The 25,147-nt window shown below is 71.4% G+C and carries 19 protein-coding genes; 8 read left to right on the top strand and 11 right to left on the bottom strand.

What is annotated here, in order from left to right; all coding sequences use genetic code 11:
* Nucleotides 1-139 precede the first annotated feature (139 nt).
* The 4 genes from purF to MET9862_RS10650 are packed head-to-tail and all read left to right on the top strand — an operon-like array spanning nt 140 to nt 4,039.
* A complete protein-coding gene (purF, locus tag MET9862_RS10665) occupies nt 140-1,615 on the top strand; it encodes an amidophosphoribosyltransferase (RefSeq protein WP_142582984.1) in 1,476 nt (491 codons plus the stop codon).
* Nucleotides 1,616-1,619: 4 nt separating this feature from the next.
* Nucleotides 1,620-2,375 carry an SDR family NAD(P)-dependent oxidoreductase gene (locus MET9862_RS10660; RefSeq protein ID WP_142582983.1) on the top strand — a complete coding sequence of 252 codons (756 nt, stop codon included), beginning with the start codon at nt 1,620-1,622 and terminating at the stop codon, nt 2,373-2,375.
* Nucleotides 2,376-2,424: 49 nt separating this feature from the next.
* On the top strand, nt 2,425-2,835 hold the full coding sequence (locus MET9862_RS10655; protein WP_142582982.1) for a dihydrofolate reductase: 411 nt from the start codon (nt 2,425-2,427) through the stop codon (nt 2,833-2,835).
* A 55-nt stretch (nt 2,836-2,890) separates the two neighbouring features.
* The gene (locus MET9862_RS10650; protein WP_142582981.1) at nt 2,891-4,039 is read left to right on the top strand and encodes a carboxylate-amine ligase; all 1,149 of its coding nucleotides are present in this window, start codon (nt 2,891-2,893) and stop codon (nt 4,037-4,039) included.
* Here the strand turns inward: MET9862_RS10650 and MET9862_RS29305 are convergent.
* From MET9862_RS29305 to MET9862_RS10640, 3 genes are all read right to left on the bottom strand, one after another.
* Nucleotides 4,014-4,154 (bottom strand): hypothetical protein, encoded by a 141-nt coding sequence (locus MET9862_RS29305; protein ID WP_185156823.1) that lies wholly within the window; start codon nt 4,152-4,154, stop codon nt 4,014-4,016. The genes MET9862_RS10650 and MET9862_RS29305 overlap by 26 nt on opposite strands.
* A gap of 58 nt (nt 4,155-4,212) precedes the next feature.
* A complete protein-coding gene (locus MET9862_RS10645) occupies nt 4,213-5,334 on the bottom strand; it encodes a DUF2336 domain-containing protein (RefSeq protein ID WP_142582980.1) in 1,122 nt (373 codons plus the stop codon).
* 119 nt (nt 5,335-5,453) lie between these two features.
* Nucleotides 5,454-5,918 (bottom strand): Rrf2 family transcriptional regulator, encoded by a 465-nt coding sequence (locus tag MET9862_RS10640; RefSeq protein ID WP_142582979.1) that lies wholly within the window; start codon nt 5,916-5,918, stop codon nt 5,454-5,456.
* Between the two features lie 95 nt (nt 5,919-6,013).
* Between MET9862_RS10640 and hmpA the strand changes: the two genes are divergently transcribed.
* Nucleotides 6,014-7,252 (top strand): NO-inducible flavohemoprotein, encoded by a 1,239-nt coding sequence (hmpA, locus tag MET9862_RS10635; protein WP_142582978.1) that lies wholly within the window; start codon nt 6,014-6,016, stop codon nt 7,250-7,252.
* A 37-nt stretch (nt 7,253-7,289) separates the two neighbouring features.
* Here the strand turns inward: hmpA and MET9862_RS10630 are convergent, their stop codons facing one another.
* Nucleotides 7,290-7,925: a TetR/AcrR family transcriptional regulator gene (locus MET9862_RS10630; RefSeq protein WP_142582977.1), complete on the bottom strand. Its 636-nt coding sequence runs from the start codon at nt 7,923-7,925 to the stop codon at nt 7,290-7,292.
* Nucleotides 7,926-8,144: 219 nt separating this feature from the next.
* On the opposite strand from MET9862_RS10630, the gene MET9862_RS10625 reads away from it, so the two are divergent.
* Nucleotides 8,145-11,558, top strand: a complete 3,414-nt coding sequence (locus tag MET9862_RS10625) for an acyl-[ACP]--phospholipid O-acyltransferase (protein ID WP_142582976.1) — start codon at nt 8,145-8,147, stop codon at nt 11,556-11,558.
* A 110-nt stretch (nt 11,559-11,668) separates the two neighbouring features.
* Here MET9862_RS10625 and MET9862_RS10620 read toward each other — a convergent pair whose 3' ends face one another.
* Nucleotides 11,669-12,178: a TIGR00645 family protein gene (locus MET9862_RS10620; protein ID WP_142582975.1), complete on the bottom strand. Its 510-nt coding sequence runs from the start codon at nt 12,176-12,178 to the stop codon at nt 11,669-11,671.
* Nucleotides 12,179-12,255: 77 nt separating this feature from the next.
* Nucleotides 12,256-13,668: an aminotransferase-like domain-containing protein gene (locus MET9862_RS10615; RefSeq protein ID WP_142582974.1), complete on the bottom strand. Its 1,413-nt coding sequence runs from the start codon at nt 13,666-13,668 to the stop codon at nt 12,256-12,258.
* Between the two features lie 210 nt (nt 13,669-13,878).
* Between MET9862_RS10615 and aptA the strand changes: the two genes are divergently transcribed.
* The gene (gene aptA, locus MET9862_RS10610) at nt 13,879-15,225 is read left to right on the top strand and encodes an omega-aminotransferase AptA (protein WP_142582973.1); all 1,347 of its coding nucleotides are present in this window, start codon (nt 13,879-13,881) and stop codon (nt 15,223-15,225) included.
* A 271-nt stretch (nt 15,226-15,496) separates the two neighbouring features.
* Here the strand turns inward: aptA and MET9862_RS10605 are convergent, their stop codons facing one another.
* Complete coding sequence (locus MET9862_RS10605; RefSeq protein WP_142582972.1) at nt 15,497-18,433, bottom strand: FAD-binding and (Fe-S)-binding domain-containing protein; 2,937 nt, start codon at nt 18,431-18,433, stop codon at nt 15,497-15,499.
* A gap of 97 nt (nt 18,434-18,530) precedes the next feature.
* Here MET9862_RS10605 and MET9862_RS10600 point away from each other — a divergent pair, with 97 nt between their 5' ends.
* Complete coding sequence (locus MET9862_RS10600) at nt 18,531-19,589, top strand: threonine aldolase family protein (RefSeq protein ID WP_280178961.1); 1,059 nt, start codon at nt 18,531-18,533, stop codon at nt 19,587-19,589.
* Between the two features lie 96 nt (nt 19,590-19,685).
* Here MET9862_RS10600 and MET9862_RS10595 read toward each other — a convergent pair whose 3' ends face one another.
* From MET9862_RS10595 to ggt, 4 genes are all read right to left on the bottom strand, one after another.
* Nucleotides 19,686-20,801, bottom strand: coding sequence for a DUF2125 domain-containing protein (locus tag MET9862_RS10595; protein ID WP_142582970.1), 1,116 nt, complete (start codon nt 20,799-20,801; stop codon nt 19,686-19,688).
* Between the two features lie 115 nt (nt 20,802-20,916).
* Entirely contained in the window at nt 20,917-21,348 is a 432-nt protein-coding gene (locus MET9862_RS10590) for a hypothetical protein (RefSeq protein ID WP_142582969.1), read from the bottom strand.
* 1,089 nt (nt 21,349-22,437) lie between these two features.
* Entirely contained in the window at nt 22,438-23,223 is a 786-nt protein-coding gene (locus tag MET9862_RS10580; protein WP_142582968.1) for a lysophospholipid acyltransferase family protein, read from the bottom strand.
* Between the two features lie 62 nt (nt 23,224-23,285).
* Nucleotides 23,286-25,097, bottom strand: coding sequence for a gamma-glutamyltransferase (gene ggt / locus MET9862_RS10575; protein WP_142582967.1), 1,812 nt, complete (start codon nt 25,095-25,097; stop codon nt 23,286-23,288).
* Between the last annotated feature and the right edge of the window lie 50 nt (nt 25,098-25,147).

Here is a 25,147-nt window from a genome sequence, read left to right as displayed (position 1 = left end):
GCCGGGCAAGAACCCTTAAGTAACCGGCTGTTCACGCGAGCCGGTGGAACGATTCCATGACAGGGGACCCGAGTTCCCCGGCCCAGGAATCCGGCGCGCGCCGCCGGATTCCGGCGGCAACCAGGGATCGACCTTGAGCATGTCTGACCGCGCCGTTGTCCCGCCCACCGCCGATGTCGACCTCGACGGCGATACGCTGCGCGAGGAGTGCGGCGTCTTCGGCATCTTCGGCCACCCCGACGCCTCGGCGATCGTGGCCCTCGGCCTCCACGCCCTGCAGCACCGCGGCCAGGAGGCGGCGGGCATCGTCTCCTTCGACGGCGAGGTGTTCCATTCCGAGCGGCGTCCCGGCCTCGTCGGCGACTCGTTCTCGGACGGCGAGACCATCGCCCGCCTGAAGGGCCCCGCCGCGATCGGCCACGTGCGCTACTCGACCACCGGCGGCACCATCCTGCGCAACGTGCAGCCGCTCTTCGCGGAGCTCGCCAGCGGCGGCCTCGCGGTGGCGCATAACGGCAACCTGACCAACGCGCTCTCGATCCGCCGCGACCTCGTGCGCGACGGCGCCATCACGCAGTCGACCTCGGATACCGAGGTGATCCTCCACCTCGCCGCGCGCTCGCGCAAACCCCGCATCATCGAGCGCTTCATCGACGCGCTCCAGGCGATCCAGGGCGCCTACGCGATCGTGGCGCTGACGAACAAGAAGCTGATCGGCGCGCGCGACCCGCTCGGCATCCGGCCGCTGGTGCTCGGCGAACTCGACGGGCGCTACATGCTGGCCTCCGAGACCTGCGCGCTCGACATCATCGGCGCGAAATTCGTGCGCGACGTCGAGAATGGCGAGATCGTGGTCATCTCGGAGGAGGGCATCGAGTCGATCCGCTTCGCCGATAAGAAGCCGATGCGCCCGTGCATCTTCGAGTACATCTATTTCGCGCGGCCGGATTCCGTCGTGAACGGCAAGAGCGTCTACGCGGTCCGCAAGAACATCGGCCACGAACTCGCCCGCGAGACCAGCATCGAGGCCGACGTGGTGGTGCCGGTACCGGATTCCGGCGTGCCGGCGGCGCTCGGCTTCGCGCAGGAGACCGGCCTGCCCTTCGAGATGGGCATCATCCGCAACCATTATGTCGGCCGCACCTTCATCCAGCCGACCCAGTCGGTGCGCGAGCTCGGCGTGCGCATGAAGCACTCGGCCAACCGCGCCGCGATCGAGGGCAAGCGCATCGTGCTCGTGGACGACAGCCTCGTGCGCGGCACCACCTCGGTGAAGATCGTGCGCATGATGCGCGAGGCCGGCGCCCGCGAGGTGCATTTCCGCATCGCGAGCCCGCCGATCACGCATCCGGATTTCTACGGCATCGACACGCCGGAGAAGGAGAAGCTGCTCGCCGCCACCCACGACCTCGAGGGGATGCGCAAATATATCGGCGCCGATTCGCTCGCCTTCCTCTCGATCCCGGGCCTGTACCGGGCGATGGGCGAGGAGGCGCGCGACGCGGCCTGCCCGCAATACACCGACCATTGCTTCACCGGCGACTACCCGACCGGGCTGACCGACCTCGCCATCGCGGGGCCGAAGCGTTTCGCGCTGCTCGCCGAGGCGGATTGATCCCATGACCGATCCGAAGGCGGGCAAGAGCCTCGACGGCCGCGTGGCCGTCGTCACCGGCGCCTCGCGCGGCATCGGCCGCGCCGCGGCGCTGGCCCTGGCGGAGGCCGGCGCGCACGTGATCGCGGTGGCGCGCACGCAGGGCGCGCTGGAGGAGCTCGACGACGCGATCCGCGCGCTCGGATCGAGCGCGACCCTCGTTCCCCTCGACCTCACCGATTACGACGGGATCGACCGGCTGGGCGCCGCGATCAACGAGCGCTGGAAGCGCCTCGACGTGGTGGTGGGCAATGCCGGCATCCTCGGCAACCTCATGCCGGTGGGACACGTCACGCCGAAGGTCTGGGACCAGGTGATGGCGATCAACGTCACCGCGAACTGGCGCCTGATCCGCTCCTTCGATCCGCTGCTGCAGATGTCGGATGCCGGCCGCGCGATCTTCGTCTCCTCGGGCGCGGCCGCGAAGTGCCGGGCCTATTGGGGACCGTATTCCGTCTCCAAGGCCGCCCTCGAGGCGCTGGTGCGCACCTACGCGGCCGAGACGGTCAACACGAAGATCCGGGCCATGCTCGTCAATCCGGGTCCGCTGCGCACCAGCATGCGCGCCGCGGCGATGCCGGGCGAGGATCCGCTGACGCTGAGGACGCCGGAGGATCTCGCGCCCCATATCGTGCGCCTCGCCGCGCCGCAGTGGAACGAGACCGGCAGGCTCTACGATTTCCCCAGCGACCGGGTTCAGGAATTCCGCATCCCCGCGTAAGGGGAGGCGGGCCGAGCGGCCCGTTCCTCCTGTTCCGGGGTCGCGTTCCATGATCGACGTCCGCTGCATCTGCGCCATCGGCCAGCGGGGCCAGCTCGGCCTCAACGGGCACCTGCCCTGGGAGGGCAACACCGATCCGCTCTTCGTGGAGGACGTGACGCGCTTCTTCGCGCTGACGATGGGCCACGTGCTGATCGCCGGCCCTAAGACGGTCGCCTCGGTCCCCGAATTCGCCTTCAAGGACCGCACCATCGACGTGATCCGCTCGCACGAGGATCCCGAGCAGGTCCTCAAGCGCTATCCCGGCCGGCGCATCTTCGTGGGCGGCGGCATCGCGGTGTGGAACGTCTACGCTCCCTACATCCAGCACTGGGACGTCACCCGGCTGCCCTACGACGGCGAGGCCGACCGCTGGTTCGACCCGGCCTGGCTGGTCGGCGGCCCGCTGCGCACGCCGTAGCGCGGCACCTTTCGGTCCCCTCGCGCGTTGCGCGGACGCGTTCCCGAGGGTTTCGATGAGTTCAGCGTCCTACCGCTTCGGCATCGAGGAAGAGTATTTCCTGGCCGATGCCGAGACCCGGGGCACGCCCCGGCGCTCTGTGAAGCCGTTCCATGTGGAGGTGGCCGAGCGCCTGCCCGAGACGGGGCGCGAGCTTCTGCAATGCCAGGTCGAGGTCTGCACGCCGCCGGTGACGGATTTCGCCGCGGCGCACGAGAGCCTCGCCGGCCAGCGCGCGGCGCTCGCCGACCTCGCCGCCAAGCACGAGCTTCTGGTCTTCGCGGCCGGCACGCATCCGGTGGCCGACTGGGCCCGGCAATTGCCGACCAAGGGCGACCGCTACCGCGGCATCCTGCGCGATGTCGGCCTGGCTGGGCGGCGCAGCCTGATCTGCGGCATGCACGTCCATGTCGAGGTGCCGGACCCGGCGGCGCGCATCGGCCTGATGAACCGGCTGCTGCCGTTCCAGCCGCTGCTCTTCGCCCTCTCGGCCTCCTCGCCGTTCTGGCAGGGCAAGCCGACGGGTCTTCTCGCCTATCGCCTCAGCGCCTTCGGGGAATTGCCGCGCACCGGCCTGCCGGAGCTGTTTGCCGGGTCCGAGGCCTATGAGCGCTACGTCCGCATCATGACGCAGGCGGGGTCGATCCAGGATCCGAGCTTCCTGTGGTGGTCGCTCAGGCCCTCGGTGAAGTTTCCGACGCTGGAGCTGCGCATCGCCGATTCCTGCACGCGGCTGGAGGACGCGCTCGCCATCGCCGCCCTGTTTCGCTGCCTCGTGCGGCTCGCCGTGCGCCGGCCCGACCTCAATGCGGCGCTCGACGGCGTCTCGCGGGCGCTCGCCGAGGAGAATCTGTGGCGCGCCCAGCGCAGCGGGACCGGGGCCGAGATGATCGACGAGGCGCGGGAGGAGGCCTTCCCCTATGCCGAGGCTCTCGACGGCCTCCTCGACCTCGTCGCGGAGGATGCGGCGGCCCTGGGCTGCGCCCGCGAGGTGGCCCATGCCCGCACGATCGTCGCCGAGGGCACCAGTGCCGACGCGCAGGTCGCCGCTTTCGAGGCCGCGCGGGAGGCGGGCCTGACCAACCGTCAGGCCCTCGATGCGGTGGTGGACTGGCTCGCCGAGACGTCCCGCGGCCGGGTCAGCGCAGCAGCTGAGACAGGTTGAAGGCGCTCAGCCCGACGATCCGCGGACCGACCGTGATCATGAGGACGCGAGGCGGCAGGGCGCGCACCAGGACGAGGCGGTTCCAAGCGCCGGGCTGGATCGCGCTGGACGCCATCGTTCCGGGCCCGATCGAGCGCGGAACGCGCTCCCGGACAGGTGCCTCGGGCGACGCCTCAGGAGGTCTTGCGCAGCCGCGTCGGCAGGGCGGGGCGTGCCGCCGGACGCTCGGCCGCCGCAGCGCGGAGCTTCGCCGCCTCGGGGGCGTGATGCGGCTGGTAGGCTTCGGTGGGCCCGGCGCGGTCGCGCAGGGGCTGGTCCGTCACCGCCGCGACGAGGTCGCGGGCCGCCGCCCGGCTCGTGGTCCGGAACAGGCGCACCAGCTCGAACACCCGCTCGGCCGAGCGCGCGACGCCCTCGTTGAGGGTGAGAAAGATGTAGACCACCTCCTCCTCGTGGAGGTCGAGGGCGCGCAGGCACAGGGTGATCAGGTCGTAGCGGCTACCGGGATCGGCGGCGGCGCCGAGGAAATCGCGGGACAGGCCCAGCGCCTCGGCGAGCGTGCCGATGAAGCCGGTCACGTCTCGGGCCGCCGACAGACCGGTGAGGATGGGCCCGAGCCCGCGTGGCGGGGGCGGGCAGGGCCGCAGGGCCGCGGTCGCCGCGACACCGTCGCAGATCGCCTCGCGGCGGATCGGGTCGGCATGGAGGAAGAGCGGTGCCATCTCCGCTGCCGAGAGGTCGGGCCGCACGAGCAGCAGATGGGCGAGGTCCGGATCCCGGCGACCGCGGCTGACGAGATCGTCGGCAGCCCGCCCGCGCAGGGTGATGCCGGTATTGGCCGCGAGGGCCCGGTCGATGGCCGGCTCGGCACGGCGGGCCAGATCCTCGATCGTGGCGCGCTCCAGGTCGGGGCGGCCCGCGATGGCGCCCGCGATGTCCGTGCCATCGGAGAGTGCCGCCTCGATCAGGCGCGGCGAGAGATGGGGGGCGCCGGCGACCACAGCGTCCCGTACGGGGCCGCCGCGGGCGGCGAGGGCGGCCAGGACCGGCTCCGGCGTGCCGGGAAACGGGCCGAGCTTTTCCGCGACGATCAGGGCGGTCTCGTCGTCCACGCGCGGGATCAGGCCGCACGCCAGCGCCTCGAACGAATCCCGCTCCGCCCGGTCGCGGCTCTCGGCCTGCACGAAGAGGTCCGTCTGCACGCGCAGGATCACCGGCTTCAGGTCGAGATGCGCGACGCGCGACAACTCGATGAGCCCGGACAGGTCCGGCGCAGCGTCGACGGAAGGGGGCATGGCACTTCGGATACGCGGAACTGAGGCTAACCGCAGGCTAACGAGACCGGCGTGAATCGATCTTTAAGCTGGGCCATGATGCGGCGTGCCGTCCTGCGCCATCCTGCGCCGGATGGCCGTCAGACCGTGGCGGGCGGCTCCGGCTCGACGCCCGCGAGGCCGAGCAGGGCCGCGATCTCCGGGCCGGACCCATCCTCGAGCAGGTCGGCCAGGGTGTAGCGGTCGAGGATGCCGAGGAAGGCGGACAGCGCCTCGCCGAGGACGCGCCGCAGCCGACAAGGCGCCGTGATGACGCAATGGCCCGATCCGAAGCATTCCACGAGGGCGAGATCCTCCTCGGTCAGCCGCACCACCGCGCCGATGCCGATCTCCGACGGGGGCCTGGCCAGCCGCAGGCCGCCGCCACGCCCACGGATGGTGCGGACGAGCCCGAGCCGCCCGAGCTGGTGCACCACCTTGGTCAGATGGTTCTCGGAGATGCCGTAGGCGCGCGCGACCTCGCCGATCGAGCTCTGACGCGGCTCGTTCAGGCCGACATAGATCAGCGTGCGCAGGGCGTAATCGGTGTAGCGGGTCAGGCGCATGTCAACTCCGGCATACCCCCTAAGGTGAGTGTCGCTTGCACCTTTTCACCGCCTCGATAGAAGGTTCATATTAAATGCACCTTTGAGAGCCAACGATGCCCGCTCCACTTGCCCCGGCCACCATCGCCCTCGTCAAGGCTACCGTCCCGGCCCTCGAGTCACATGGGTTAACGATTACACGACGGATGTATGAGCGTTTGTTCGAGAACGCCGAGATCCGCGACCTCTTCAACCAGTCGCATCATGGCGAGACCGGCTCCCAGCCGAAGGCCCTGGCCCAGGCTGTGCTGGCCTATGCGCGCAACATCGACACGCTCGACGTGCTGGCGGGCGCGGTCGAGCGCATCGCGCAGAAACACGTCGCCCTCAACATCCTGCCCGAGCACTACCCGCACGTGGCCAACGCCCTGCTCGGCGCGATCGCCGACGTGCTCGGCGAGGCCGCGACGCCGGAGATCGCGGCCGCCTGGGGCGAGGCCTACTGGTTCCTGGCCGAGATCCTGATCGGACGCGAGGCGGCGATCTATCGCGAGCAGGCGGCCAAGCCCGGCGGCTGGACCGGCTGGCGCCACTTCCGGGTGGACAGCGTGACGGCGGAGAGCGAGACGATCCGCTCCTTCGTTCTGGTACCCGTCGATAGCGCGCCGGTGCTGCGCCACGAGCCGGGGCAGTATCTCGGCTTCCTGTTCGACCTGCCGGGCCACGGCGTGCTGAAGCGCAACTACTCGATCTCCTGCGCGCCGAACGACCGCGCCTACCGCATCACCGTGAAGCGCGAGGGCCGGCCGGGCGAGCCCGCGGGCATCGTCTCCACCTGGCTGCACGAGACGGTCGCGCCCGGCACGGTGCTGAAGGTCGCGCCCCCCGCGGGCGATTTCGTCCTCGACCGGGCCGGCGACGCGCCGGTGGTGCTGGTCAGCGGCGGCGTCGGGCTCACCCCAATGGTGAGCATGCTGGAGACGGTGGCCGCCACCGCGCCGGGGCGCCCGCTCTGGTTCGTGCACGGCGCCCTCAACGGCCGGGTCCACGCTCTGCGCGAGCGGGTTCGCGCGCTGACCGACGCCAACCCGAACCTGCGCCGGCAGGTCTTCTATGCCGAGCCGGCGGCCGAGGACCGCGCGGGCGAGCATTACGACGCCGCCGGCCTGATCACCGCGGACTGGCTGGTGCGGCATACGCCCCACGCGGCGGCGACCTATTATCTGTGCGGCCCCAAGCCCTTTCTCGCCGCCCTGGTGAACGGGCTCCTGCGCCGCGGCGTCCCGGCCGAGCGCGTGCGCTACGAGTTCTTCGGCCCGGCCGACGAGATCCTCGAGGCGCCGCTCGCCGCCTGATCTCCGCCGGGCGCGCCGATCCCGACCCCGGTCGGGATCAACCGCTCTCGGTCCGAGACGCACCCGCCCCGAGCACGCGGCCCACCAGCATCCGGGCGAGCAGCCGTGGCGCCTCCGGTGTCAGTGCGGCGAGCTTGCCCGAGGTCGAGAGGGCGGCGAGCCCGTGGAGCGCGGCCCACAGGGCTGCCACCACCCGCTCGCGCTCGGCCGCATCCGGCAGGAGCGGGGCCAGGACCCGGCCGACGAGGCCGGTCGCCTCCGCCAGCGCCCGTGGGTGCTCCTCGGGGATGGCCGTTCCCGGGGCCGGCACGTAATCGTGCACGAGACTCCAGACCGCCGGATCCGCCGCCACGAAGGCGAGGTAGGCGTCGGCGAGAGCCAGGGCGTTGGTCTGCGGCGGCGCCTCCGGGTCGAGGGCGGCTTCGAGGCTCGCGTGCAGGCGGGCCAGGGTGCGGGCATTCACCCGCAGCACCACCTGATCGAGATCGCCGACGGCATTGTAGATCGAGTTCGGCGCGTAGCCGATGGCCGCGGCGAGCGGGCGCATGCCGAGCCCGCGCAGCCCCGATTCCCGCACGATGCCCTCCGCGGCCTCCGCCACCAGGGCCTGGAAGCCCGCCCGGTCGTGCTCGCCCCGCGGACCCGCCGCCCGCTTCCGCCGCGGCTTTCCCATGCCAGACCCCTATCCCCGTGCGCCCGCGCACCGGGTGGACGCCTAGATTGCACGCCGTGCAAAATCAAGCTTGCGGGCGCGCTGCCGCCGGGTAATTTGAACATCGTGCAAACAGGTGGACGGGCCTGCTCCCGTGCAACGGAGCGTTGGGACGTTTCGCCCGAGATTTGACGCCACCGTACGGGCTGGGCCAGTCATGGCTGAGCCGGAGAGACCGCCATGTTCCGATCGCTGATGACCGCGCGGCGTTTCGCGCCGCTGTTCTGGTGCCAGTTCTTCTCGGCGTTCAACGACAATTTCCTGAAGAACGCGCTCGCCTTCCTGATCCTGTTCAAGGTCGGGCAGGAGAGCGGCGGCCATGCCGGCGTGCTCGTGACGCTCGCGAGCGCGGTGTTCATCGGCCCGTTCTTCATCCTCTCCGGGCTCGGCGGCGAGCTCGCCGACCGCTACGACAAGGCGCTGATGGCGCGCCGGCTCAAATTCGCGGAGATCTTCGCGGCGGCCACGGCGGTGCTCGGCTTCGTGCTCCATGCCGTGCCGGTGCTCTTCGTCGCGCTCGGCCTGTTCGGGGTGATCGCGGCCCTGTTCGGCCCGATCAAGTACGGCATCCTGCCCGACCATCTGAAGCGCGAGGAATTGCCCGCCGGCAACGCGCTGGTGGAGGGCGCGACCTTCCTGGCGATCCTGCTCGGCACCATCGTGGCGGGGCTCGCCAGCGCCATGGGCGGCTCGGGCCTCGCCTTCGGCGCCCTGATCATGGGCTTCGCCGTGCTGTGCTGGCTCTCGGCCCGGATGATCCCGGCGACCGGCGAGGGCGCGCCGGACTTGCACGTTGACCGCAACGTCGCCCGCTCCACCGCGGCACTCCTGCGCGACATCTGGGCCGACACCCGGCTCTGGCGCGGCTCGGTCATCGTGAGCTGGTTCTGGCTCGTCGGCGCGGTGGTCCTGTCGCTGCTCCCCGTCCTGGTGAAGGAGCGCTTCAACGGCTCCGAGACCGTGGTCACGCTGCTGCTCGCCGTGTTCTCGGTCGGCATCGCGCTCGGCTCCGGCCTCGCCTCCTGGCTGGCGAGCGGGCGCATCGTGCTGCTGCCGACCCCGGTCGGCGCCGTGCTGATGGGCGTGTTCGGCCTTGACCTCGCCTGGACCGTGGCGAGCCTGCCCCCGGCCTCCGGCCCGATGCTGGACGCGTTCGGCTTCCTCGGCACGGCGGAGGGCCTGCGCGCGGCGGTCGACTTCCTGGGCCTCGCGACGGCCGGCGGCCTCTACATCGTGCCCTCCTTCGCCGCGGTGCAGGCCTGGACCGACAAGGCCAAGCGGGCCCGGGTGATCGGCGCCGTCAACGTGCTGACCGCCGCCTTCATGGTGGGCGGCACCCTGGCGCTCGCCGTGCTCCAGGGCCTCGGCCTCTCGCTCGCGACGCTCCTCGCGCTCGTGGCCGTGCTGAACCTCGTCGTCGGCGCCGTGATCTTCGCGACCCTGCCGACGAGCCCGTTCCGCGATGCGCTCTCGATCCTGTTCCGGGCCTTCTACCGGCTGGAGGTGCGGGGCCTGGAGAATGTCGAGCAGGCGGGGCCGAACGCCATCGTCGCGCTGAACCACGTCTCCTTCCTCGATGCGCCGCTCGCCCTGTCGCTCCTCGACACCGAGCCGGTCTTCGCCATCGACCACGGCATCGCGCAGCGCTGGTGGGTGAAGCCCTTCCTGAAGATCACCAAGGCGATGCCGCTCGATCCCACGCGGCCCCTCGCCACCCGCACGCTGATCAACGCCGTGAAGAGCGGCGAGACGCTGATCATCTTCCCCGAGGGCCGGCTCACCGTCACCGGCAGCCTGATGAAGGTCTATGACGGCGCAGGGCTCATCGCCGACAAGTCGGGCGCGATGGTGGTGCCGGTGCGCATCGAAGGCCTGGAGCGCACCGTGTTCTCGCGTCTCTCGCGCGCCCAGGTCCGCCGCAAATGGTGGCCGAAGGTGGTCGTCACGATCCTGCCCCCGGTGCGGCTCGAGGTCGATCCGGCCCTGAAGGGCAAGGCGCGGCGCCAGGCGGCGGGCGCGGCCCTCTACGGGATCATGTCGAACCTCGTCTTCCGCACCACGGATTTCGACCGCGGCGCCATGCAGGCGCTGTGCGAGGCCGGCGAGCGCCACGGCTGGCGGCGCGTCGCGGTGGAGGACCCGGTCACCGGCTCCCTCACCTACGGCCGCCTCGTGATGGGCGCCAACATCCTCGCCCGCAAGCTGATGCCGCTCTGCGCCGAGGGCAAGGCGATCGGCGTGATGCTGCCGAATGCGAACGCGGCCGCCGCGACCTTCTTCGCGCTGAATTCCAGTGGCCGCGTGCCGGCGATGATCAACTTCTCGGCGGGCGCGGCCAACATCCTCTCCGCCTGCAAGGCGGCGGAGGTGACGAAGATCCTGACCTCCCGTGCCTTCATCGAGAAGGGCCGTCTCGGCGCCATGGTCGAGGAGGTCGGGCGCCAGATCGAGATCGTCTACCTCGAGGACGTGCGCGCCACGATCGGCACGGGCGACAAGATCCGCGGCCTGCTCTCGCCCCGCGCGCCGCTGGTGCGTCGCCGCGGCGACGACCCGGCGGCGATCCTGTTCACCTCCGGCTCCGAGGGCGCGCCGAAGGGCGTGGTGCTCGCCAACCGCAACATGCTGGCCAACACCGCGCAGGTGGCCGCCCGGATCGATTTCGGGCCGACCGACAAGGTCTTCAACGTGCTGCCCGTCTTCCACGCCTTCGGGCTGACGGCCGGGCTCGTCCTGCCGCTGGTCTCAGGGGTACCGGTCTATCTCTACCCGTCGCCGCTGCACTACCGGATCGTGCCGGAGCTGATCTACGGCTCGAACGCCACCGTCCTGTTCGGCACCGACACCTTCCTGCGCGGCTACGCGAAGGCCGCCAATGCCTACGATCTGCGCTCCCTGCGCTACGTCGTGGCCGGCGCCGAGGCGGTGAAGGCCTCCACCCGCCAGACCTGGTCCGAGAAGTTCGGCCTGCGCATCCTGGAGGGCTACGGCGTCACCGAATGCGGGCCCGTGGTCGCGCTCAACACGCCGATGTTCAACCGCTTCGGCACGGTCGGCCGCATCCTGCCCGGCATGGAATGGCGGCTGGAGCCGGTGCCCGGCATCGAAGAGGGCGGCCGTCTCTCCGTGCGCGGTCCCAACGTGATGCTGGGCTACCTGCGCGCCGACACGCCCGGCGTGCTGGAGCCGCCGCCGGAGGGCTGGCACGACACCGGCGACATCGTGGCGATCGATGGCCTCGGCTTCGTGACGATCAAGGGCCGCGCCAAGCGCTTCGCCAAGATCGCGGGCGAGATGGTCTCGCTCGCCACCGTCGAGGCGCTCGCGGCCGAGCTCTGGCCGGAGATCCCGAGCGCGGTGGCCGCCGTGCCGGACGCGCGCAAGGGCGAGCGGCTGATCCTGTTCACCGAAGCCAGGGACGCGACGCGGGCCGCCTACCAGAGCTTCGCCAAGGGCCGCGGCGCACCCGAGATCGCGATCCCCGCCGAGGTGGTGGTGCTCGACCGGATCCCGATGCTCGGCACCGGCAAGGTCGATCAGGTCGGCGTGGTGAAGCTCGCCCGCGAGCGCGCGGCGCAGGCCGAGGCGGCGTGAGGGGGCATTCCGTCCCCTCATCCCATCCACGCCCCTCCTCCTGAGGTGGCCGCTTCGCGTCAGCACCTCAGGAGGAGGTCGCGGACGGGAATGCTCGGGCGGGTGGCCTCCTACTTGTCGTGGTGGCCGGCCGCGATGCGGTCGGTGAGCGCCATCAGGATGCCGGAGACCACGAAGACCATGTGGATGCCGACCAGCCAGTACAGCTCCCGGTCGGTATAGGCCTTCACGTCCATGAAGGATTTCAGGAGCTGGATCGCCGAGATCGCCACGATCGAGGACATCAGCTTCAGCTTCAGCCCGGTGAAGTCGATCGTGCCCATCCATTCGGGCCAGTCCTTGTGGTCCGTATGGTCGAATTTCGAGACGAAGTTCTCGTAGCCTGAGAACATCACGATGATCAGCAGCGAGGCCGTGAACGAGAGGTCCACCAGCGTCAGTACGCCGAGGATGGTCTGAGCCTCGTTCGACTCGATGGCGTGCAGGATGAAATGCGCGAGCTCCTGCAGGAGCTTCACGAGCAGCACCACGAGGCCGATCGCCAGCGCCGCGTAGAACGGTGCCAGCAGCCAGCGGCAGGCGAACAGCGCCCGCTCGAACGCGCGTTCCAGATTGTGCATCTCATCCCCAATCGGTCGAATCGGCCGGGATGTGGCACGCGCACGCTACAGCGGCAAGACGAAGCGCGGCCGTCGGCTCAGGCCGCGCGCCGCGCTCGTTCGAGGAAACGGAACAGCGGCGCGGCGTTGGCGTGGGCCACGTTGAAGCGCAGGAAGGGTGTGGGCTCCTGATGCGCCCGGAACAGCTGGCCGGGCGCCAGCATGATCCCCTCCGCGGCTGCGCGCTGGGCGAGGCCGGGCACGTCCGGGCAATCGTCGAAGCCGGCCCAGAGGAACATTCCGTTGGTCGGCCGGTGGAACAGGCGCATGCCGACCCCGATGAGTGCGTCGGCCACGCTCTTCTGCTCGGCGGCGAGCTTCTCCCGGAGCCGCGCGATGTGCAGGCGGTAATGCCCCTCGGCGAGGATCGCGTGGACCAGGCTCTCCGCGATCTCGGAGCTGGTCAGGCCCATCGCCATCTTCAGATGCAGCAGGCGCTGGGCGTTCTCGGGGCTGCAGGCGAGATAGCCGACCCGGAGCGAGGGCGAGATCGTCTTCGAGAAGCTGCCGACATGGATGACCCGCCCGAGCTGATCGAGGCTCGCGATGCTCGGCGCCGTCTCCGCCGCGAAGGAGGAGAAGATGTCGTCCTCGACCACCAGCATGTCGTGCCGCTCGGCGATGCGCAGGATCTGGTAGGCGGTGCCCGGCGCGCAGGCCGTGCCGGTCGGGTTGTGGAAGTTGGTGTTGGTGAAGAACAGCTTCGGGCGGTGGCGCTCGGCCAGCGCCTGGAGCGCGGCGATGGAGGGGCCCTGCACCGTGCGCTCCACGCCGACGATGCGCACGCCCATGGCGTGGAGCAGGGGATAGAGGTTGCAGTAGCCGGGATCGTCCACCAGGGCGACGTCGCCGGGCTGCAGGAAGGCGCGCATGGTCAGGTCGAGGGCCTGGCTGGCGCCGTGGGTCAGCACGATCTGGTCGGGCTCGCAGCCGATGTCGCGCTGGGCGAGCAGGAGCTGGATCGCCCGGCGCAAGGGGGCGTAGCCGAGGGGGTGGCCGTAGCGCAGCACCAGCCGGTCCGGCCGGCGGGCGAGGCCCGAGAGGGCCTGCTTGATCCCGTCGGCGAACAGGTGGCTGTCGGGCAGCCAGCCGCAGCCCGCCTTGATGGTCGGCGCGTCCTCCTCATAGACCCGCTGCAGCAGCCAGCCGGAATCGAGCGAGACCGGGACGGGGCGATCGCGCGCGGGCCGGCGCTCGGCCGTGCGGGGCGGGATGAGGCGCGCCGAGACGAAGTAGCCGCTCGCCCGGCGCGCCTCGAGCAGCCCGTCGGCGACGAGTCGGTTATAGGCGTTGGACACGGTGAGCGTGCTGACCCCGCACTGGGCCGCGAGCCTGCGGACCGAGGGCAGGCGCGCTCCGGGCGCCAGCCCGCCGCCGCGGACCCGCTCCGAGACGCCTTCGACCAGCTGCGTGACGAGCGGCGTCGCACTGTCCGGATCGAGTGTGAACATAGACAGTGTCCATCCGCAGACCGGCCGCTTGCCTAGCCTGGATCATCCCCACGGCAAAGCGGAGAGGCGCGCGCGGCCGCGGAGAAGCCGAACTGTCGATATCTCGCCGGCGATACAGCTGCACGCCTCAGGGCCAGAACTGTCGATAGGCAGGTCGCCCTGTTCCGGGCGATAACAGGGCATCCCGATCGAGGCGGACGCGAGGACGGCATGGACCAGCATATCGAGGCGCAGGGCGACGACCGCCAGCTCAACGTCGAGCCCTACTGGCTGCCGTTCACCGCGAACCGCCACTTCAAGGCCGATCCGAGCCCGCGCATCCTCGTCTCGGCCAAGGGCGCCTATTACCGCACGGCGGAGGGGCACGAGCTGTTCGACAGCCTGTCCGGCCTGTGGTGCTGCCCCATCGGCCACGGCCATCCGCGCATCGTCGAGGCCCTGACCCGGCAGGCCCAGACCCTCGACTACTGCACCGCCTTCCAGATGAGCAATCCGGTGACCCTGCGGCTGGCCGAGCGCGTCGCCGACATGGCGCCGGACGGGCTCGACCATGTCTTCTTCGCCAATTCCGGCTCGGAATCGGTCGATACCGCCCTCAAGATCGCCTTGGGCTATCACCGCCTGCGCGGCGAGGCCGGACGCTTCCGCATGATCGGCCGCGAGAAGGGCTATCACGGGGTCGGCTTCGGCGGCATGTCGGTCGGCGGCATGGTCGCCAACCGCAAGATGTTCGCGACCGCGATGATCCCGGGCGTCGACCATCTGCGCCACACCCACGACTATGCCGAGATGGCCTTCTCGAAGGGCCAGCCGGAATGGGGCGGCCACCTCGCCGACGACCTTGAGCGGCTGGTGGCGCTCCACGATGCGGCGACGATCGCCGCCGTCATCGTCGAGCCGGTCCAGGGCTCGGCCGGGGTGATCGTGCCGCCGCGCGGCTACCTGCAGCGCCTGCGCGAGATCTGCACCAAGCACGGCATCCTGCTGATCTTCGACGAAGTCATCACCGGCTTCGGCCGCATGGGCGCGCCCTTCGCCGCCCAGCGCTTCGACGTGATCCCGGACATGATCACCTTCGCCAAGGGCATCACCAACGGCATCGTGCCGATGGGCGGCGTCATCGTGCGCAAGGACATCTACGAGACCTTCATGCAGGGGCCGGCCGGCGCGGTGGAGCTGTTCCACGGCTACACCTATTCCGGCCACCCGCTCGCCGCGGCGGTGGCGCATGCCACCCTCGACGTGATGGAGGAGGAGGACCTGTTCGGCCGCGTGCGCGAGCTGGAGGGCGTGCTGGAGAGCGCGGTCCACGACCTGCGCAGCGAGACCGGCCTGCGCGACATCCGCAATATCGGGCTGACCGCCGCGATCGACCTGGAGCCCCGCTCCGAGCCCGGCGCCCGCGCGCGGGCGATCTTCGAGCGCGGCCTGCGCGAGGGCATCCTGCTCCGCTTCACCGGCGACACCATCGCCATGGGCCCGCCCTTCATCTCCACGCCCGACGAGATCCGCCGCATGGTCGAGATGCTGCGCGGGCTGATCCGCGCGGAGCGCTGAGGGGCTCTCGACCCTCCCCTCCGCGGGCGTGGAAAACCCTGCTTCCGGAACCCCGCGGAACCGCAACGAGCCCCCTCTCCCGTTCGGGAGAGGGTTGGGGTGAGGGATGAGAACTTTCAGGGAAGGGCTCGACGGAGCCGCTTCACCCTCGCGACCTATCCGTAGAATTCTCACCCCTCACCCTGTCCCTCTCCCGAACGGGAGAGGGGACCCGAGCCTCACTTGAATCGCTTTCTGGACCGCTGGCCGCCCCCTTCCAGGCAAGCGGCCCTCAGGATCCGATGAGCGCCCGGTCGAGCACGCGGGCCACATGCTCCGCCTGCCGGCCGAGGCCGTCGTGGATCTGGTGGCGGCAGCTGGTGCCGTCGGCCACGACGAGGTCGTCCGGACCCGCCTGGCGCAAGGCCGGGAACAGCGACAATTCGGCCATCGCGAAGGACACGTCGATCGTGTCGGCCCGGTAGCCGAAGGCGCCGGCCATGCCGCAGCAGCTCGATTCGATGACGCGCACGTCGAGGCCCGGCACCCGGCGCAGCACGGTCTCGACCGGCCCGAACGCCCCGAACGACTTCTGGTGGCAGTGCCCGTGCAGATGTGCGACCCGTCCGCCCTGGTCGGCGAGGTTCAGGTCGATCCGGCCCGCCGCGAGATCGGCGGCGAGCAACTCCTCGAACAGCACGGCCTTCTCCGCCAGCGCCCGGGTCTCGGTGCCGGGCAGGAGCGCCAGGAACTCGTCGCGGAAGGTGAACAGGCAGGAGGGCTCGAGCCCGACGATGCGCGCCCCGGCCCGTGCGTAGGGCAGCAGCGCGTCGCGGGTCCGCCGCGCCTCGGCCCGGGCCCGGTCGGTCTGGCCGGAGGCGAGATAGGTCCGGCCGCAGCAGAGCGGGCGGCGCCCCGTCGCGGGGCCGACGCGATGCAGGCGGTAGCCGGCGGCGCGCAGCACCCGCTCGGCGGCCTCCAGATTCTCGCGCTCGAAGGCGCGGGTGAAGGTGTCGCCGAACAGGACGATGTCGCGGAAGTCGCCGGGGACGTCGTGCGGGGGGGCGAACTCCCCCGTCTCGCGCCAGGGCCGGCCCCAGCGCGGCAGGGAGCGGCGGGCGGAGAGGCCCGCCATCTGCTCGGAGAGCCGGGCGAGCACCGGCAGTCGGTCGCGCAGGTTGAGGAGTGGGGCGAGCTTCCCCGCCAGGCCGGCATAGCGCGGCAGCTCGGCCACCAGCCGCTCGCGCAGGGGCAGGCCGTGGCGGGCATGGTAATGATGCAGGAACTCGATCTTCATCCGGGCCATGTCGACCCCGGTGGGGCATTCCCGACGGCAGGCCTTGCAGGAGACGCAGAGGTCGAGCGTCCGCTTCATCTCAGGTGAGGTGAAGGCATCGGCCCCAAGCTGGCCGGAGATGGCGAGCCGCAGTGAGTTGGCGCGTCCGCGGGTGAGGTGCTGCTCCTCGCCCGTCGCCCGGTAGGAGGGGCACATCGCGCCCCCTGCGAGCTTCCGGCAGGTGCCGTTGTTGTTGCACATCTCGACGGCCGGGCCGAACCCGCCCCAATCCGACCAGTCCAGCACGGGCTTGGCCGGCGCCGCGACCCGGTAATCCGGCTTGAACCGGAACAGGGCGCGGTCGTCGAATTTCGGGGCGCGCACGATCTTGCCGGGGTTGAGGCGGTTCTCCGGGTCGAACCCGTCCTTCACCGTCTCGAAGGCCCGGGTCAGGCGCGCCCCGAACAGCGGCTCGACGAATTCCGAGCGCGAGATCCCGTCGCCGTGCTCGCCGGAATAGGAGCCGTGATAGCGGCGCACCAGCTCGGCGGTCTCCTCGGCGATGGCGCGCATCCGGGCGACGTCGCCGCCCTGCTTCATGTCGAGGATCGGCCGCACGTGCAGGCAGCCGACCGAGGCGTGGGCGTACCAGGTGCCGCGGGTGCCGTGCTTCGAGAACACCTCGGTGACGGCATCCGTATAGTCGGCGAGATGCTCCAAAGGCACCGCGCAATCCTCGATGAAGGAGACCGGCTTCGCGTCGCCCTTCATCGACATCATGATGTTCAGGCAGGCCTCGCGGACCTCCCAGACGGTGCGCTGGCGGGCCGGCTCGACCACCTCGACCACCGCGTCCGGGAAGCCGTGATCGCTCATGCAGGCGTCGAGGCGCTTGAGGTCCCGCCTCAGGGCGGCGAGGTCGTCGCCTGCGAACTCGGTCAGCAGCAGGCAGTTCGGCTGCCCCCTGGTGATGTCGGCGAGCGTCGTGCGGAAGAGCGGGATGTCGGCGCCCAGCACCAGCACGTTGTTGTCCACGAGCTCGACCGCCACCGGCGCGAGGTCGACGATGGCTTTCGTGGTCTCCATCGCGGCGCGGAAGGAGGGGAAGTGGCACACCCCCATCACCCGGTGCGCCGGCAGCCGTGAGAGCTTCAGCGTCACCGCCGTGGTGGCGGCGAGCGTCCCCTCCGAGCCGACGAGGAGATGGGCGAGGTTCGGGCGCGGCTCGATCAGGCTGTCGAGGTTGTAGCCGCCGACCCGGCGCTGCACCTTCGGGTAGACCCGCTCGATCTCCTCGCGGTGGGCGCCGGCCAGGGCCAGCATGCGCCGGGCGAGATCGGCGGCCCGGCCCGAGCCGATGACGCCCTCCGCATCGTTGCCGGTGAGGCCGAAGCCGAAGGGCTCGCCGTCGTGGAAGAGCGCCTCGAGGCCGAGCACGTTGTCGCTCATCTTGCCGAAGCGCAGCGAGCGGGCGCCGCAGGAATTGTTGCCGGCCATGCCGCCGATGGTGCAGCGGCTCGCGGTGGAGGGCTCGACGGGGAAGAACCAGCCATCCGCCTTCACCCGCGCGTTCAGCCGCTCCAGCACGATACCGGGCTCCACCGTGACGGTGCCGGCGTCCGGATCGTAGGCGCGGATCCGGTTGAAGTGGCGCGAGCAGTCGAGGATCAGCCCCGCGCCGATCGGCTGCCCGTTCTGCGAGGTGCCTCCGTCCCGCATGACGACCGGCACGCCCTGCTCGCCCGCGATCGCCAAGCAGGCCGCCACATCCTCGGCGTCCCGCGGCAGCACGATTCCGGTCGGCATGATCTGGTAGATCGAGGCGTCGGTGCTGTAGCGCCCGCGGCTGAAGGCATCGAAGCGCACCGCGCCCCGCACGCCTTTGGCGAGGCGCCGTTCCAGCTCCGAGACCTCCGCAGAGGGGCCGTTGGTCGGCCGGGCGCTTGCTCCCATGGTCTCGCCTTCGATCTGGGCCAGGAGCGTGTTCTATAAGACCTGCGCCGGGCGCGGTCTGCCCGGCACCGTTGCCGCATGCCGCGAGAGAGTGACCGTGACCGTCGATCTGTTCAGCGATACCCAGACCCGTCCGACGCCCGGCATGCGCGAGGCCATGGCCCGGGCCGAGGTCGGCGACGAGCAATCGGGCTCGGATCCGACCACCAACGCCCTCTGCGCGCGGGTCGCCGACCTCCTCGGCATGGAGGATGCCGTGTTCATGCCCTCGGGCACGATGTGCAACCTCGCCGCGATCCTGGTCCAGACCCGGGCGGGCGACGAGATCATCGTCGACGACCAGTCCCACATCTACAACACCGAGGCCGCGGGTGCGGCGGCGATCGGCGGCGTTTCGGTCCGGCCCCTGCCGACGCGCAACGGGCTCTACACGCCGGAGCAGGCGGAGGCCGCGATCCGCGCGCCCCAGCGTACGGCGCCGCGCTCGGCCCTGATCTCGGTCGAGCAGACCACGAGCTTCTCCGGCGGCTCGATCTGGGAGCTCGACACCATGCGCGCGATCCGCGACCTCGCGCGGGACCGGGGTCTCAAGGCGCATATCGATGGGGCGCGGCTCCTCAACGCCGTCGCGGCCACCGGTATCCCGGCGCGCACCTATGCGGAGGGGTTCGACAGCGCCTGGATCGACCTCAGCAAGGGGCTCGGCTGCCCGGTCGGCGCCGTCCTGTGCGGGACGAGGGATTTCGTCACCGAGGCGTGGCGCTGGAAATACCGGCTCGGCGGGGCCATGCGCCAGAGCGGCGTGCTGGCGGCGGCCGGGCTCTACGCCCTCGACCACCATCTCGACCAGCTCGCCGAGGACAACGCCAATGCCCGCCGCCTGCGCGAGGGGCTCGAAGGCGCGCCGGGCCTCGCCTTCGAGCCGGAGGCGGGCCAGTCGAACATCCTCAGCTTCTCGGTGGCCGGGCTCGGCGTGCCGGCCGCCGCCTTCGCGGAGGCCTGCCGCGCGCAAGGGGTGCGCGTGCGGGCGATCGGCGAGCAGATCCGCGCCACCACCCATCTCGACGTGGACCGCGCCGGCATCGCCCGCGCCGTCGCGGTGATCCGCGCCCAGGCCGACGCCTTCGCCCGAAATCCGGGATCCCGAAGGGACTGAGTCCCTTCGGTGGGGTGTCGGGGCGAAGCCCTGACGAGAGGCCCCAGGGCTCTGCCCTGGACCCGCCAAAGGGATGATCCCTTTGGAATCCCGGATTCAGTAGAGGGCGGGCAGGCGCACGTTCGGGATCTGGAAGGGGCCGAACAGGAGGCGCCCCTCCACGAGGCGCAAGGGGGGCAGGGGCTTCAGCGGCGCCTCGCCCGGGGCCGCGGCCTCGGCCCCGCGCGGCTTGGCGAGGCCGCCGAGGAGGCCGCCGATCAGGTTGCCGACGAGGGCGCCGCGATCCGCGCCGTAGCGCTGGCCGACGAGGCCGGCGACCAGCCCCTCGACGCCCGCGGCGCGCAGCTCGATCTGCCCGGCGGGGCGGTGGGCCTCGTCGATGTCGAGGCTGCCCTTGGCCTGGATGCGGTTCGGCCCCTTGACCAGCGACAGGCCCGCGATGTCGAGGCTGCCCTCGGCCTGGCGCCACGTCTCGAGTTCCCGCGCCACGGTTCCGGTGCGCAGCACGGTCGCCCGGGTCAGGGTCGCGTCGAGGGCGAGGTCGGCGGGGTCGCGGTTGCCGACGAGCGCGTCGGCGATCGGCGCGAGCGCCTGGGTGAGGCGCAGGCTGATATCGACCGCCCCGTCGCTGTCGAAGCGACCGGGCGTCGGGCGGGCATGCAGTTCCAGATGCTGGGCCGAGACCGAGACGGGCTCCGGCACGGCCCCGGCCACGTCGATCTGCGGCTTGTCGATCGCCAGCGAGGCGCGCAGGAAGCCGTCCGCCGTGCCGTGGAAGCTGCCGCGCAGGGCGCTCCAGCGGGCCTCGCCGGTCAGGTCGCCCTGGCGGGCCTGGAATGGGCCCGCCGCCTCGAACAGGGCGTGGCGCGGCTGGTAGATCTGGACGAGGACGGTGAGCGGCCCGAGGGTGAAGCCGCCATCCGAGCGGGCCAGCGCCAGGGAGGCGCAGCGCAGTTCCAGCCGGAACGGGTAGCCGGTGATCGCGCGGTCGGCGCATGTCCAGGTCCGGCCGGCGGCGGCCTCGCGGGCGAGCCAGAGGTCGATCTCACGGCCCGCCCGGTCGCGGACGTAGAACCAGCCGGCCGACCAGAGCGCGACGACGAGGCCCAGCAGGATGAAGGGCAGGAACAGGCCGAGGCGGCCGCGCCGCCGGCTTGCGGGAGGCGGGGCCTCGGTGAGGCCGCCGGCCGGGTTCGCGCCGTTCTGCGCCATGAATCCTCGCCTCGTCGCCGCCGGCACGCGGCCGGCCCGTTCCCCCTCCCGCAATGCGCGGGACGATGCAAGGGGTGGAGGGCAGGGCGCGGCCTCGGGCGGGGTGCCGGTCGGTTCAGGCTCCCTCGACCGACAGGTCCTCGACGATGGCGGCACGGGCGGCCTCGTCCTCGGCGAGGCGGTGGACGTGCATCTCGGTCGCGCCGGAGGTCCGGACCCGGGCGAGCCAGGTGCGCTGCAGGTGCTCGCGCGGGCTCTCGCCGGAGCTCGCCACCGAGACGAGCTGGGCGATGCCGGCGGTGTCGCGCCGCACGGCCATGACCACGGCCTCGCCGATCTCGGAGAGGTCCGGCTCCTCGAGGGCGTGCACGCCCACCACGTAGCGCTTGCCCGAGCGGCCCCGCCAGGCCGAGAGCGCGAGCGCCGGGCTGCCACGCAGGCCGGCCGTCGTTCTGAGGCGTTCTTCCCGCACGTCCTGCCTCCGTGTGCGATCGTCCTTCAGGTCGCGGAGCGCGGCCGACCAGGACAGGGCTCGTTTGTTCGCCATTTGTTCCGTTCTACCCTGCGTTCTCCACAGGCGTCAAGGCCGCCGGATCATAGGCCTGAGATGGGATTTCCCTGGGCGCACGCAAGCGCGCACGAGGCCGGAGCGGCAGCTTGCCGCGTGCGCTGGCGCACAGGGGAGCGCGGAGCGCGCTTGGCTCGGAGCGTGACCTTCTCCGGATCTGTCCCTGCCGGGAATGTGGTCCCGAACCGGTGTGAAGGGGGCCTGTCGCGAATCCGGACGCGCGCCCCCTCTCCCCTCTGCGGGAGAGGGTGGCCCTCGCGTGAGCGAGGGTCGGGTGAGGGGAGCAAGGGGTCCGGACGGGGCGCGGGTCCCCTCTCCCGTTCGGGAGAGGGACAGGGTGAGGGTCGAGAATTATCAGGACAGGGCTCGACGGCGCAGCGGCATCGGCGTGACAGGCCCTGAAGCTTCTCATCCCTCACCCCAACCCTCTCCCGAACGGGAGAGGGGGTCTGTCGTGGTGCGCACGTGCTTTTAGCCCCGCGCGGATCATCCGCCGGGGGCATGGCTGGCGCGGTCGGGGTGACGCGGGACGCCGCGGAGCCCTGAACGCAACGTTGCACAAGCCGGCTCCCCGGCGTCCCGCGGATGAGAGGCCCTGCTGCAAGCCCGCCCATCCGTCTTGTCGTCGCGGTGTCTGTCCCGGCGTCCTCCGACCTCGCGACTGCCGCTGGCCGGGTCCGGTCCCTGTCGGGACGGGAACCCCGTGCACGCTGACATACGCCCGTCCGGCGCGAGGCCCGCCTCCTAGTGGGTCGGGCCGGCGAGTCTCTGGCGATCCCCCAGAGCCGGGTCGGGACGGGCGCATTTCCTCAGCCCGCCTCACCGCCCGGATCCGAGCAGACCTTGCGTCGGCACGCCGCCCGGGGCACCGGCCGGATCCGAGGCCGGTGACGCGGGCACCGCCCCGCCGTCCGCGCCCCTCCCGGTCGGTCCCCGGGACGGGCCCCCGTGAGACAGCTCAGACTCGCGCCTGAGCTACCGGGCGGCAGGTGCAAGCAAATGAGCACAAAACAGGAACATTGTCAAGGGGACGGCGCCGAGATCCGTCACCACTGGGGGGCGGCGACCTTACCGGGCGGCCGGGCTGCGAGCCGCGGTCTCGGCCTGCGGGCCGGGCACGGAATGGCCGTTCGCGGCGAGTTCCGCCCGTCCGGCATCAAGCAGGGCGTTCGAGGCGGTCTCGATGCGCTCCAGCACCGTGGCGTGGAAGGCGGCGCGCTCCATCCCCGGCTGGATCGGCGGCAGGACCTCGATCACCGCCGTCCCCGGCAGGCGCAGGAAGCCGCGGCGCGGCCAGAACAGGCCGGTATTGAGCGCCACCGGCAGGCAGGGCACGCGGAGCGCCGCGTAGAGATGCGACAGGCCCTGCTTGTAGACCGGCGGTGCGTTGGTCGGCCGGCGCGTGCCCTCGGGGAAGACGATGAGCTGGCGCCCATGCGCGATCGCCTCGGCGGCGGCCGCGTTCATCAGGGCCATGGCGCGGTTGCCCTTGGAGCGGTCGATCGCGACCATGCCGCCGCGCGACAGGTACCAGCCGACCACCGGGATGAAGAGCAGCTCCCGCTTCAGGACATAGGCGAATTCCGGGAAGATCGCGCAGAGCGCCAGGGTCTCCAGGGCCGACTGGTGCTTGGCCGCGACGAGGAGCGGCCCCTTGGGGATGTTCTCCAGCCCGCGGAACTCGACCCGGATGCCGGCCGCGACCCGCAGCAGCCAGATCGTGCCGCGGGCCCAGAGCCGCGCCACGCCGAGCACCGGGCGCCGGGCCACGAGGGCCGGCAGGCAGCCGAGCGCGACGAGTGTGGTCAGCGCGTAGAAGCCGAGGTTGAAGGCGAGGGAGCGGAGGAAGAGCATGGGGACCCGTGCGGATTCCGAGCCCCTTTAGCTCGCCTTCGCCCCCCGGACCAAGCCCGCCCTCAATACCCGTCCGCCAGCGTGCTGCGCTGGCGCGGGTCGGAGGCGCCGGCGAGCAGGCCGTCGAGGCGCATCACGGAATTGGCCGAGCCCGAGGTCGCGCCGACCGTCACCGGGTGCCCCTTTGCCCGGAGCAGGGCCAGGGTGTCCGGCGAGAGGCCTTCCTCGACGCGCAGCGCGTCCGGACGCCATTGATGGTGGATGCGCGGGGCGGTCACCGCCTCGGCGAGGTTCATGCGGAAGTCGATCAGGTTCACGATGACCTGCAGCACCGTGGTGATGATGCGGCTGCCGCCGGGGCTGCCGGTGACGAGGAACAGGCGCCCGTCCCGGAACACGAAGGTCGGCGTCATCGAGGAGAGCGGGCGCTTGCCCGGCGCCACCGCGTTCGCGTCGCTGCCGACGAGCCCGTAGGCGTTCTGTGCGCCGGTCTTGGCCGAGAAGTCGTCCATCTCGTTGTTGAGGAGGACGCCGGTACCCTCGGCGATCAGGCCGATCCCGTAGGAGAAGTTGAGGGTGTAGGTGTTGGCCACCGCGTTGCCGGCCGCGTCCACCACCGAGAAATGCGTGGTCTGATCGGATTCGTAAGGGAGCGGATCGCCGGCCCGGATCGCGTCGGCGGGGCGCGCCCGCTGCGGGTCGATGGCGGCGCGCAGGGTGGCGGCGTAGGCCTTGGACAGCAGGCCCGTGACCGGCACCTTCACCCGGTCCGGGTCGCCGAGATAGGTCGCGCGGTCGGCATAGGCCGGCTTCATCGCCTCGGCGAGGACGTGCAGGGAGGCGGCCGAGCCCGCGCCCATCCCGGCGAGGTCGAACCCCTCCAGGATGTTGAGGATCTGGATCAGATGGATGCCGCCCGAGGAGGGCGGCGGCATCGAGACGATGTCGTAGCCGCGATAGGAGCCGCGCACGGGCTTGCGCAGCTCGACCGCGTAGCCGGCGAGATCCTCCGGCGTCATGACGCCGCCGGCCGCCGTCACTGCGGCGGCGATCCGCTCCGCGATCGGGCCCCGGTAGAAGGCGTCCGGCCCCTGCTCGGCGATCGTCCTCAGGGTGTCGGCGAGGTCGGTCTGGACCAGGGTCTCGCCCCGGCCGCGCACGCGGTCGCCGTTGAAGAACACCGCCCGGGTCGAGGGCCAGCGTCCGAGGAGGCCCGCCACCTGCGGCAGCGAATCGGCCAGGCCCCCCTCGACGCCGATCCCCTCGCGGGCGAGGCGCTCGGCCGGGGCGATCAGCTCGGCGAGGCTGAGCTTGCCCGAGCCATAGAGGCGATGCGCCTCGGCCAGGCCCCGCACGGTGCCGGGCACGCCGACGGCCTTGCCGCCCTTGGTCGAGGCGTCGCGGTCGGGCTCGCCGTCGGCCTTCAGGAACATGTCGGCGGTGGCGGCCTGCGGCGCGGTCTCGCGATAGTCGATCGCCACCGTCTCGTTGCGGTCGGCGAGATGCACGAGCATGAAGCCGCCGCCGCCGAGATTGCCCGCCTGCGGCAGGGTCACGGCGAGGGCGAAGCCCACCGCCACCGCGGCGTCCACCGCGTTGCCGCCCTGCTTCAGCACCGCGACGCCGATCCGCGTGGCCCGGGCCTCCTGCGAGGCGACCATGCCGCGGGCGGCGAGCGCGGGCAGGATCCGCGCCTCCTGGGAGGGGATCGGGACGGGGTCCCGGGCCGCGGGCTGTTTCTCCGCTGCCGCGGGCGCCCGCTCCAGCACCGCGGGGCCTTGCGCGGCCGCGGGCGGAGCGGCGGGCGCCGCGGCGAGCAGGGGGAGGACGGCGAGCGCGGCCTGGGCCGGGCGGAGCGTGAGCGGGCCGAGCATGGCGGCACGATAGCGCGTCCCGGCGGGAAAGGGGACCGCCTCGCCGGAGA

The sequence above is a fragment of the Methylobacterium symbioticum genome, assembly GCF_902141845.1.
GTDB classification, from domain to species: domain Bacteria; phylum Pseudomonadota; class Alphaproteobacteria; order Rhizobiales; family Beijerinckiaceae; genus Methylobacterium; species Methylobacterium symbioticum.
This window is presented reverse-complemented; position numbering and strand designations above follow the sequence as displayed.